This is a genomic window from Streptomyces sp. URMC 123 (assembly GCF_051386515.1).
In the GTDB taxonomy this organism is placed as follows: domain Bacteria; phylum Actinomycetota; class Actinomycetes; order Streptomycetales; family Streptomycetaceae; genus Streptomyces.
Map to the genome: position 1 here is coordinate 1 of NZ_JBPQTV010000209.1, position 11,218 is coordinate 11,218.

The window sequence follows — 11,218 nt, forward strand, 5'->3', positions numbered from 1 at the left end:
GTGGGTGGGAGAAAAACCCGGCGCCGAAGGCGCCGATGTGGGAGGTGGACCGGGCCGGAGGCCAACGGGCCGGCCCGACGAGGGAGACACCATGGTCACGACACCCCGCATCGCGTACCGCTGCGTCGCGATCGCCTCGCTCACCACCACCTCCGCCGCCATCGGCCTCGCCCTGCCCGCCGCCATGGGCCGCGCCCTCGACCTCCTCACCGCACGGCCCACCGCCCCCGGGCCGGAGGCCACCCGCTGGGTGGCGATCTGCGCCGCCCTGACCGCGCTGCTCGTCGCGCTGGACGCCCTCGACGGACTCCTCACCGCGACCACCAACGCCCACGCCACCGCCGGCCTGCGCCGCCGCGCCCTGCGGCACGTGCTCGCCCTCGGGCCCCGCCCCGAGAGCCGGGGCACCCAGGGCGACCTGGTCACCCGGCTGGTGGGCAACGCCGCCCAGGCCGGCACCGCCCCGGCCGCGCGGGCCGCGACCGCCGCCGCGGTCGCCACACCGGTCGGCGGCCTCGTGGCCCTCGCCCTGATCGACCCCTGGCTCGCCGCCGCCTTCCTGCTCGGCATGCCCGCCCTCGCGCTGCTGCTCAAGTCCTTCGTCCGCGGCACCTCGGACAGCGCCGCCCGCTACCAGCGGGCCCAGGGGGAGATCGCGGGCCGCCTGGTGGAGGCGCTGTCCGGCGCCCGTACGATCGCCGCCGCGCGCACCGCCGACCGCGAGCGCGCCCGCGTGCTGGGCCCGCTGCCGGAGCTGAGCCGTCAGGGCCTGCGGATGTGGCGGGTGCAGGGCCGGGCCACCGCGCAGGCCGCCGCCCTCGTACCGCTGCTGCAGATCACCGTGCTGGCGGTGGCCGGACTGCGGGTCGCCGCGGGGGAGATGACGGTGGGCGGGCTGCTGGCCGCCGCCCGCTACGCGGTGCTCGCGACCGGCATCGGCGTGCTGGTCGGCCACGTCAACGGGCTGGTGCGGGCCCGCGCGGCCACGGCCCGGCTCCGCGAGGTGCTCGCCGTGCCCGCCCCCGGCCACGGGACGCGGGCCCTGCCGCCGGGCGGCCCCGGCACCCTGGCGTTCCGCGGGGTGACGGCGGTCCGCGGGGGCCGCGCGGTGCTCGACGGCGTCGACCTGGTGGTGCCGGGCGGCACGTCCCTGGCCGTGGTCGGCCGCTCCGGCTCGGGCAAGTCCTCGCTGGCGGCGGCCGCGGGCCGGCTCGCCGACCCGGACGAGGGCACGGTGACCCTGGACGGCGTGCCGCTGCCGGAGCTGAGCCGCGCCGAGCTGCGCCGCGCGATCTCGTACGCCTTCGAGCGCCCGGCGCTGCTCGGCGGCACGCTCGCCGCCACGATCGACCTCGCCGCCCCGGAGGCCGCCCCGCCGCCGGGCCCGGCCGTCGCGGGCCGGGTCGCCCGCGCCGCCCGCGCGGCCTGCGCCGAGCCCTTCATCCGGCGGCTGCCCCGGGGCTACGAGACGCCCTGCGCCGAGGCGCCCCTGTCCGGCGGCGAGGCGCAACGCCTCGGCCTGGCCCGCGCGTTCGCCCACCCGGGCCGGCTGCTCGTGCTGGACGACGCGACCTCCAGCCTGGACACGGTCACCGAACGCCGCGTCGGGGACGTGCTGTTCACCGCCCTGGCCGGGCGGACCCGGCTGATCGTGGCCCATCGGGTCACCACCGCGGCCCGGGCCGACGCGGTCGCCTGGCTGGAGAACGGGCGCGTCCGGGCGGTCGGCCCGCACGCGTGGCTGTGGCGGCTCCCCGCGTACCGGGCGGTCTTCACCGCGGCCGACGCGACGACCGACCCGCCCTCCCTTTCCGACCCGCTGCCCGCCGACGGCACCCCGCCCTCCGACGGCGCCCTGTCGATCGCGGAGCGGGGGCCCGTAGCCGTACCGGAATCCCGCGCCGCCGCCGACGCCGCGCCTCCACACCCCGCTTCCGTGCGCGGGGCGTACGCCCCCAATTCGCGCGCCCCCCTCACGCGCCCTGAGCGCCGCCGTACGGGAGCGGAGAGCCATGAGTGACTCGGCGCGCCCCGCCGTGCGACGCCCGAAGCACGCCGCCCCGCGCGGCCGTACGCGTCCGACCAGCGGCGACAGGCAGGGGCCGGCCGCCGAGGGGGTGCGCTTCCTCCTCCGCCGCGGGGCGGTGCTCGCCGCGCTCGCCGGCTGGTCCGTTCTGGAGGCCGCACAGACTTTTCTGACCGGATATGCACTTGCGCGCTCCCTCGACGGGGGATTCCTGGCCGGCCGCACGGCCGTCGGGCTCGCCTGGCTCGGCGCGGCCGCCGCCGCGGTGATCGTCGGCGCCTTCGGCACCGGCCGGGTCTACCGAGCGGTAGCCGCGCTGACCGAGCCGCTCCGGGACGGCCTGGTCCGCCGGGTGGTGACGCGCGGGCTGCACGACGCCGTACGCGCCCCGCACCGCGCCGACACGGCCGCCGTCTCCCGCCTCACCCACCAGGTGGAGATCGCCCGCGACACCTTCGCCGGCGTGGTGATGGTGGCGCGCTCCTTCCTCTTCACCGCCGCCGGCGCGCTGCTCGGCCTGTTCGCCCTCGCCCCGGCGCTGCTGTTGGTCGTCGTGCCGCCGCTGCTGCTCGGACTGGGCCTGTTCGCCGCCACCCTGCGCCCGATGGCCCGCCGTCAGGAGGCGTTCCTCGTGGCGGACGAGGCCGTCTCCGAGGAGGTGGGGCGGCTCGTGGCGGGGGTGCGGGACATCACCGCCGCCGGCGCCGAGGAGCGGATGGCGCGGGCCGCGGACGCCCGGATCGAGGCGGAGCTGCGGGCCGCGCGCTCCCTGGCCCGCTGGGGTGTGCTGCGGGTGCTCGCCCTCGGCGTCGGCGGTCGGCTGCCGGTGGTGCTGCTGCTGGTAGCCGCCCCCTGGCTGCTCTCCCACGGCGTCGGCGCGGGGGCCCTGGTGGGCGCGTTCGTCTATCTGACCCAGTCCCTGGCACCGGCCCTGCAGAGCCTGCTGCACGGCCTGGGCACGGCCGGCTCGCGGCTCGCGGTCGTGGTGCGCCGACTGGCCGGTGACGGCACTCCCACGGCCCCCGTCGCCCCGCCCGAGCCCGTACCGGCGGTCCCGCCCGAGCCCGTACCGGCGGCCTCCCCCTCCGCGCCCGCCGTCGAGCTGCGCGGGCTCACCTTCGCCTACGGCGCCCACGCCGAGCCCGTCGTGGAGAACCTGACCCTCTCCGTGCCCGTGGGCGGCCACCTGGCCGTCGTGGGCCCCAGCGGCATCGGCAAGTCGACGCTCGCCGGGCTCGTGGCGGGGCTGCTGCGGCCCCACGGCGGCGAGGTCGTGGTCCGCGGCGGCCGGCCCGTCCTCGTACCGCAGGAGGCGTACGTCTTCACCGGCACCCTCCGGGACAACCTGCGCTATCTCTGCCCGGACGCGCACCCGGACGCACGGTCGGACGCGCACCCGGGCGCTGTCACGGACGCCGCGGTCCTCGCCTCCGCGCGCGCCGTCGGCCTGGACGGCCTGCTGTGCCGGCTGGGGGGCCTGGACGCGACCGTGGACCCGGCGGCCCTCTCCGCCGGGGAGCGCCAGCTCGTCGCGCTGGCACGGGCCCATCTCGCGCCCGCCCCCGTGGTGCTGCTGGACGAGGCGACCTGTCACCTCGACCCGGCGGCCGAGGCCCGCGCGGAGCGCGCCTTCGCGGCGCGCCCCGGCGGGACCCTGGTCGTCGTCGCCCATCGGATCAGCTCGGCCCGGCGGGCGGACCGGGTGCTGGTGATGGACGGCGTCGAGGCCGTGCTCGGCGGTCACGGGGAGCTGATGGAGCGCTCCCCGCTCTACCGCGATCTCGTGGGCGACTGGTCGGTCGGCGGTCGGTCGTCGCTGGTCGGTCCCGGTCGGCGGAACGGTGCCGAACAGCCGAGCGGCCGCTGAGGCCGTCGCAATCCCCCGGTGGTGGGCCCGCGCCCCTCAGAGCCAGCCGGCGCCCCGGGATATGCGGATGGCGTCGACCCGGTTGCGCGCCCCGGTCTTACGGGTGATCGAGGCCATGTAGTTGCGAACGGTCCCATGGGACAAATGGAGGCTGCCGGCTATCTCCGCGATGGTCGCGCCCTCGGCGGCCAGCGAGAGCACGCTCAACTCGCGGGGCGTGAGCGGCATCTCGGCAGCCTGGAGAAAGTCGAAGGCGAGCGATTCGTCGATGAACCGCTCGCCCGCCGCCACCTGGCGTATGCCGTCGACCAGCCGTTGCGGGTCGGCGTCCTTGTTGACATATCCCTTGGCCCTGGCGTCGAAGGCCCGCCGCAGCAGCCCCGGCCTGCTGGAGGTCGCCAGCACCAGCAGCGCCGACCCCCGGCCCACCGCGTGCTTGGCGAACTCCGCGGCGGCGGTGAGCGTCGCCGAGCCCGGACAGTCGACATCGACCACGCAGACATGTGGCTGTAACGATCGCGCTCTGCTGGGCGCGGTGCGCCAGGACGCCGGTGTCACTTCCAGATCCCCCTCCCTCCCCAACAGAGCCACCAGCGCCGACCGCATCAGATAGGTGTCGTGCACCAGAAGAACCCGGATCACGTTCTGCCCCTTCGAGAAACCCCGCGTTTTCGGCCACGCTTCGCGTGCAGTCGTCATTCATACCGGCGAGTGCCCGGTCTGGGACGCGCGAATCTCGCCATGAGGGAGCGCGGGGGCGCACTCGCGCCGGGCCGTGCGCCGATGCGGGGGGCGTCGGGGAAGTGCGCGTCGCACGCGCTCCTGGCAATCGCCATCCGGAGCGCCGCCGGTCGTACGGTGCCCGCCGCGTGCCGCCGGTCGTACGGTGCTCGCCGCGGGCCGCCGGCTCGTCAGCGCCCGGTGACCTCGGTCCGCCCCCCGCCGGGCGCCGGCCCGCCTGCCCCCGGGTCCCCGATCAGCCGGCACACCGTCTCGATGTCCGCCCGGACCTGGGCGATGGAGGCCCGCCCCGCCAGCCAGGTGATCAGCGCGGAGTGCCAGGTGTGGATGATGACCCGCACCGCCGACAGCTGCTGGGGCGTGGGCGGCCCGGCCGGCCGCATCGCCTCCAGGACGATCGCGGTGGTCAGCCGGGACACCGCGTCCACCTCCGCGTTGACCGACCGGTCGGCGAAGGTCAGCGCCCGCACCATCGCCTCGGCGAGCTGCGGCTCGCGCTGCATCGAGCGGAAGGCCCGCATCAGCGTGCGGACCACGCGGGCGGCCGGGTCCTCCTCGGTGGGCGGGCGCTTGCGCAGGGTCGCCCGCATCCGCTCCAGCTGGTCGTGCATCGTGGCCACGAGCAGATGCACCTTGGAGGGGAAGTAGCGGTAGAGCGTGCCGAGCGCCACCCGTGACCGTTCGGCGACCTCCCGCATCTGCACCGCGTCGAAGCCGCCCCGGCCGGCGAGCTCCGCGCTGGCCCGCAGAATCCGGCGCCGCCGGGCCTCCTGACGTTCCGTCAGAGGTGCGGCGGCGGGTCTGGGTTCTGTCGTCATGTGTCCCGTTCCATGGCCCGAGAGCCTGTTGTACGACTCCACCGGCCGCCGGGGCCGGGCTCGCGCGGGAACCCGTGGGAACCCGCGGGGAAGCCCGCCCGGCGCCCACGACCGTCATGCCCGCGGTTCCGGTGCCCGTGGCTCCGGCGTCCCCGGTCCCGGCGTCCCCGGTCCCGACGCCCCCGGCGGACCCCGGAGATCCACCCGGCGCGGCGCGGAGATCCACCAGCATGACAGGGCCCCGCTCGTGGCGTGAATCACCTGTTCCGGCTCTTTCGGGAAGGCTCCCGGCCGGTAGATTCAAAGCTCTCTGAACGATCAAGTCTGAAACTTGTTCTAGATTAGCGCGACCGGTTACGCTCCGGCGGAACCGCAGTAGAAGGGGGTCCTGAGTGACCGCTGAGGCCGCACAGGCAGCCGCGCCTCTCCCCCCTGCGGGGGCGCCCGCCGCGGACGCCGACCGCCCGCTGCGCATCGCCCTGCTCACCTACAAGGGCAACCCGTTCTGCGGCGGCCAGGGCGTCTACGTCCGCCACCTCTCCCGCGAGCTCGCCCGGCTCGGGCACACCGTCGAGGTGATCGGGGCCCAGCCGTACCCCGTGCTCGACGACCACGCCGCCGCCCCCGGCCGGCTCCGCCTCACCGAGCTGCCCAGCCTCGACCTCTACCGCCAGCCGGACCCCTTCCGCACCCCCGCGCGCGAGGAGTTCCGGGACTGGATCGACGCCCTCGAGGTCGCCACCATGTGGACCGGCGGCTTCCCCGAGCCGCTCACCTTCAGCCTGCGCGCCCGCCGGCACCTCGCCGCCCGCCGCGGCGCCTTCGACGTCGTGCACGACAACCAGACCCTCGGCTACGGCCTGCTCGACCTGCCCCGCCTCGGCTTCCCGCTGGTCACCACCGTGCACCACCCCATCACCGTCGACCGCAGGCTCGATCTGCGGGCCGCCGCCGACTGGAAGCGGCGCGCCTCCGTCCGCCGCTGGTACGGCTTCACCCGCATGCAGAAGCGGGTGGCCGGGCGCCTGCCGTCGGTGCTCACCGTCTCCGGCTCCTCCCGCCAGGAGATCGTCGAGGACCTCGGGGTGCGCCCGGACCGCGTCCACGTGGTCCCCATCGGCGCCGACACCGCGCTGTTCAGCCCCGACCCCGCGGTCCCCGAGATACCGGGCCGCATCGTCACCACCTCCAGCGCCGACGTCCCGCTCAAGGGCCTGGTCCACCTCGTCGAGGCGCTCGCCAAGCTCCGCACCGAGGTGCCGCACGCGCACCTGGTGGTGGTCGGCAAGCGGGCGGAGGACGGCCCGGTCGCCGCCGCCATCGAGCGCTACGGGCTCGCCGGCGCCATCGAGTTCGTCAAGGGCATCACCGACCGGCAGCTCGTGGACCTGGTGCGCGGCGCCCAAGTGGCCTGCGTCCCCTCCCTGTACGAGGGCTTCTCGCTGCCCGCCGCCGAGGCCATGGCCACCGGCACCCCGCTGGTCGCCACCACCGGCGGCGCCATCCCCGAGGTCGCCGGGCCCGATGGCGAGACCTGCCTCGCCGTGCCGCCCGGCGACGCGGGCGCGCTGGCCGTCGCCCTCGGCCGGCTCCTGGACCCCGCCGGGGGCGAGGAGCTGCGCCGCAGACTCGGGGCCGCGGGGCGGGAGCGGGTGCTGCGCCGCTTCACCTGGGAACAGGCCGCCCTGGGCACGGTGGGGCACTACCGCGCCGCCATCGCCGCCCAGTCCGGTGCGCGCCGCCGCCCGGCGCCGCCCAAGGCCCCCGCCCGCGCGATCTGAGCACGCCCCGCCGGCCCGCCGCCGCCGCGGAACCCGGCCCACCGCCTCCGCAGAACCGTTCCATCGCCGGCCGTCCCGGCGCCCGAGTCCGAACCCGCCAGGAAGGCAGACCCCCGTGCTGACCGTCGACTTCTCCCGCTTCCCACTCGCCGCGGGCGACCGCGTCCTCGATCTGGGCTGCGGTGCCGGACGTCACGCCTTCGAGTGCTACCGGCGCGGCGCCCACGTCGTGGCCCTCGACCGCAACGCCGAGGAGATCCGCGAGGTCGCCAAGTGGTTCGCCGCGATGAAGGAGGCGGGCGAGGCCCCGGCCGGCGCCACCGCCACCGCCATGGAGGGCGACGCGCTCGCCCTGCCCTTCCCCGACGACAGCTTCGACGTCGTCATCATCTCCGAGGTCATGGAGCACATCCCGGACGACAAGGGCGTGCTCGCCGAGATGGTGCGGGTCCTGCGGCCCGGCGGCCGCATCGCCGTCACCGTGCCCCGCTACGGCCCCGAGAAGATCTGCTGGGCCCTCTCCGACGCCTACCACGAGGTGGAGGGCGGCCACATCCGCATCTACAAGGCCGACGAGCTCCTCGCCAAGATGCGCGAGGCCGGCCTGCGCCCGTACGGCACCCACCACGCCCACGGCCTGCACAGCCCCTACTGGTGGCTCAAGTGCGCCTTCGGCGTCGACAACGACAAGGCGCTGCCGGTGAAGGCGTACCACCAGCTGCTGGTCTGGGACATCATGAAGAAGCCGCTGGCCACCCGGGTCGCCGAGCGCGCCCTCAACCCGCTCATCGGCAAGAGCTTCGTGGCCTACGCCACCAAGCCGCACACCCCCGCGCCGCTCAGCGGTGACGACCGGGCCGAGGTGACCGCGTGACGTCCCACCCCCGCGGCCCCGGCCGCACCGAACGCCTCGTGCTGCCCGGCGTGCTCACCGCCGAGCAGGCCGCCCGCACCGTCGCCGGCATCCTCGCCGCGCAGCGGCCCGACGGCGCCATACCCTGGTTCCGCGGCCACCACCTCGACCCCTGGGACCACATCGAGGCCGCCATGGCCCTCGACGCCGCGGGCGAGCACGAGCGCGCCGAGGCCGCCTACCGCTGGCTCGCCGACCACCAGAACCCCGACGGCTCCTGGTACGCGGCCTACGCCGACGGCGACCCCGACCGGCCCACCGACCGCGCCCGCGAGACCAACTTCTGCGCCTACATCGCCGTCGGCGCCTGGCACCACTACCTCTCCACCGGCGACGACACCTTCCTCGACAGCATGTGGCCCACCGTCCACGCCGCCATCGAGTTCGTCCTCGCCCTCCAGCAGCCCGGCGGGCAGATCGGCTGGAAGCGCGAGGCCGTCGAGGACGGCGACACCCCCGTCACCGACGCGCTGCTCACCGGCTCCTCCTCCATCCACCAGGCGCTGCGCTGCGCCCTGGCCATCGCCGAGCAGCGCGAGGAGCCCCAGCCCGACTGGGAGCTGGCCGCCGGGGCGCTGGGCCACGCCGTGCGCCACCACCCCGAGCGGTTCCTCGACAAGGACCGCTACTCCATGGACTGGTACTACCCGATCCTCGGCGGGGCGCTGACCGGCGCGGCCGCCAGGGAGCGCATCGACTCCCGGTGGGACGACTTCGTGGTGCCCGGCCTCGGGGTGCGCTGCGTGCTGCCGAACCCGTGGGTCACGGGCGGCGAGAGCGCGGAACTCGCGCTCGCCCTGTGGGTGATGGGGGAGTCCGACCGCGCCGTGGAGATCCTGCGCTGGATCGGTCACCTGCGCGCGGACAACGGCATGTACTGGACGGGGTACGTCTTCGAGGACGACGCGATCTGGCCGCGCGAGCAGACGACCTGGACGGCCGGGGCGCTGCTGCTGGCCGTGGCGGCGCTCGGCGGCGACGAGGCGACGACGGCGGTCTTCGGCGGCGAGCGGCTGCCGGCGGGTCTCGAGCCGGACTGCGACTGCGCGGCCCCCGAGCCGCGCTGAGCGCCGCCCCGGCCCCGGCCCGGCGTCGGAAACAATTCCGGGGCGGGGGCCGGTCCCCGGGCCCCGGAAAAACCACGGTGGGGCGCCGGGGGAGGTGTCGTAGGGTGCGGTCATGACGCTTCTGGACCACGGCCGATACTGTGCCGAAATCACCGCCCAGACAGAGCAGTTGAGGACCGCCGTCACCGGCGCCGACCTCACGGCGACGGTGCCCACCTGTCCCGAGTGGACACTCGGCGAGCTGGTGCGGCACGTGGGCGGGGCGCATCGCTGGGTGACCACGATCGTCACCACCCGCGCCGCCGGGCCCGTCCCGTGGGACGCCGTGCCCGGCACCCCCGGCCCCGCCGACGACGAGCCGGACGCCCTGCTCGCCTGGCTGGCCGAGGGCGCCGAGACCTGCGCCCGCACCCTGCGCGAGGCCGGCCCCGACCTCGGCGTCTGGGCCTGGATGGACACCGCGACCACGGGCGCCTGGGCCCGGCGTGTCACCCACGAGACCGTGGTGCACCGGGCGGACGCGGTGCTCGCCGTCGGAGGCGGGTTCACCGTCGCGCCCGAGGTCGCGGCCGACACGATCGACGAGTGGCTGGAGATCCTCGCCAGCCCGAACCTGGCCGTCATGGAGCCGAAACTCACGGAGCTGCGCGGCACCGGCCAGACGATCCATCTGCACGCCACGGACGCGCCCGGGGAACTGCGGGCCGAGTGGCTGATCGAGCTCGGCGAGTCCGGCTTCACCTGGCGCCGCGCCCACGACAAGGCCACGGTGGCGCTGCGCGGTTCGCTCGCCGACGTGCTGCTGGCGTTCTACCGGCGGCTGCCCGTGACCAGCGACCGCGTCGAGCTGCTGGGCGAGGCCGAGTTGCTCGACTTCTGGCTGGAGCGGGCGACCTTCGGCTGAGGCGCCCTCACCGGCCCGGGGCGGTCGGGACCGTTGGCGGTCAGGGCCGGGGCGGTCAGGAGGTGAGCTCGGCCAGCACCCGCAGGGTCCTCTCGTCGACCCCCGTGACCAGCAGATCCGTCACGGGCCCGGCGCGCCACAGCACCAGCCGCTCCGCGATCCGCTCGCGCGGCCCCACGAGGGAGATCTCGTCCGCGAAGGCGTCCGGCACCGCGTTCACCGCGTCCGTCCTGCGGCCCGAGGCGAACAGCTCCTGGACCCGCCGCGCCTCGTCCCCGTACCCCATGCGCGCCATGAGGTCGGCGTGGAAGTTGCGCCGGCCGTGTCCCATGCCGCCCACGTAGAAGCCGAGCATCGCCTTGACCGGCAGCAGCCCCTCGGCGAGGTCGTCGCAGACCGCGGCCGGGACCAGCGGCGCCACCATGAACCCCGGCGGTATCGCGGCCAGGGCGTCGCCGTACGCCTCCGGCCGGGTCGGCGACCAGTACAGCGGCAGCCAGCCGTCCGCGATGCGCACGGTCTGCGCCACGTTCTTGGGACCCTCCGCGCCCAGCAGCACCGGCAGATCCGGGCGCGCCGGGTGCAGGATCGGCTTGAGGGGCTTGCCGAGCCCGGTGCCGTCCGGGCCGGCGTAGGGGTGGGAGTGGAACCGCCCCTCGAACTCCACCGGGCCCGCCCGGCGCAGCGCCTGCCGCACCACCGCCACGTACTCGCGGGTCGCGGTCAGCGGGCTGCGCGGGAACGGCCGGCCGTACCAGCCCTCGACGACCTGCGGGCCGGAGAGCCCGAGCCCCAGCAGCATCCGGCCGCCGGAGAGGTGGTCCAGGGTGAGCGCGTGCATCGCGGTCGCCGTGGGGGAGCGGGCGGCCATCTGCGCGACCGCCGTGCCCAGCCGGATGCGGCGGGTGCGGGCCGCGATCCAGGTGAGCGGGGTGAAGGCGTCGGAGCCCCAGGCCTCCGCCGTCCACACCGAGTCGTAGCCCAGCCGCTCGGCCGCCAGGGCGAGCTCCAGGTGGCGCGGGTCGGGGCCGCGGCCCCAGTAGCCGAGTGCCAGTCCGAGCCGCATCGACCGCCTCCCGTCGTCTTGCGCGCCGCCCGGCC

9 protein-coding genes are annotated in these 11,218 nt (G+C 75.9%); 6 read left to right on the forward strand and 3 right to left on the reverse strand.

What is annotated here, in order from left to right:
* The first annotated feature begins 91 nt into the window (after positions 1-91).
* Together ACSNOD_RS21650 and ACSNOD_RS21655 are read left to right on the forward strand one after the other, a co-directional pair.
* Positions 92-2,020, forward strand: coding sequence for an ABC transporter ATP-binding protein (locus tag ACSNOD_RS21650; RefSeq protein ID WP_436768661.1), 1,929 nt, complete (start codon positions 92-94; stop codon positions 2,018-2,020).
* Positions 2,013-3,893, forward strand: a complete 1,881-nt coding sequence (locus ACSNOD_RS21655; RefSeq protein WP_436768662.1) for an ATP-binding cassette domain-containing protein — start codon at positions 2,013-2,015, stop codon at positions 3,891-3,893. Before ACSNOD_RS21650 ends, ACSNOD_RS21655 begins: the two co-directional genes overlap by 8 nt.
* Before the next feature lie 36 nt (positions 3,894-3,929).
* Here ACSNOD_RS21655 and ACSNOD_RS21660 read toward each other — a convergent pair whose 3' ends face one another.
* Both ACSNOD_RS21660 and ACSNOD_RS21665 read right to left on the reverse strand, forming a co-directional pair.
* Complete coding sequence (locus ACSNOD_RS21660) at positions 3,930-4,535, reverse strand: LuxR C-terminal-related transcriptional regulator (protein WP_436768663.1); 606 nt, start codon at positions 4,533-4,535, stop codon at positions 3,930-3,932.
* 269 nt (positions 4,536-4,804) lie between these two features.
* On the reverse strand, positions 4,805-5,452 hold the full coding sequence (locus tag ACSNOD_RS21665; protein ID WP_436768664.1) for a TetR family transcriptional regulator: 648 nt from the start codon (positions 5,450-5,452) through the stop codon (positions 4,805-4,807).
* 392 nt (positions 5,453-5,844) lie between these two features.
* Here ACSNOD_RS21665 and ACSNOD_RS21670 point away from each other — a divergent pair, with 392 nt between their 5' ends.
* The 4 genes from ACSNOD_RS21670 (at position 5,845) to ACSNOD_RS21685 (ending at position 10,117) form a co-directional block, all read left to right on the forward strand.
* Positions 5,845-7,233: a glycosyltransferase family 4 protein gene (locus ACSNOD_RS21670; RefSeq protein WP_436768665.1), complete on the forward strand. Its 1,389-nt coding sequence runs from the start codon at positions 5,845-5,847 to the stop codon at positions 7,231-7,233.
* 115 nt (positions 7,234-7,348) lie between these two features.
* Positions 7,349-8,107, forward strand: coding sequence for a class I SAM-dependent methyltransferase (locus tag ACSNOD_RS21675; protein ID WP_436768666.1), 759 nt, complete (start codon positions 7,349-7,351; stop codon positions 8,105-8,107).
* Positions 8,104-9,213, forward strand: a complete 1,110-nt coding sequence (locus ACSNOD_RS21680; protein ID WP_436768667.1) for a prenyltransferase — start codon at positions 8,104-8,106, stop codon at positions 9,211-9,213. The genes ACSNOD_RS21675 and ACSNOD_RS21680 overlap by 4 nt, the downstream gene beginning before the upstream one ends.
* A gap of 112 nt (positions 9,214-9,325) precedes the next feature.
* Positions 9,326-10,117, forward strand: coding sequence for a maleylpyruvate isomerase family mycothiol-dependent enzyme (locus ACSNOD_RS21685; protein WP_436768668.1), 792 nt, complete (start codon positions 9,326-9,328; stop codon positions 10,115-10,117).
* 55 nt (positions 10,118-10,172) lie between these two features.
* On the opposite strand, the gene ACSNOD_RS21690 is transcribed toward ACSNOD_RS21685, so the two are convergent.
* Positions 10,173-11,183, reverse strand: a complete 1,011-nt coding sequence (locus ACSNOD_RS21690; RefSeq protein ID WP_436768669.1) for an LLM class F420-dependent oxidoreductase — start codon at positions 11,181-11,183, stop codon at positions 10,173-10,175.
* Positions 11,184-11,218 lie beyond the last annotated feature (35 nt).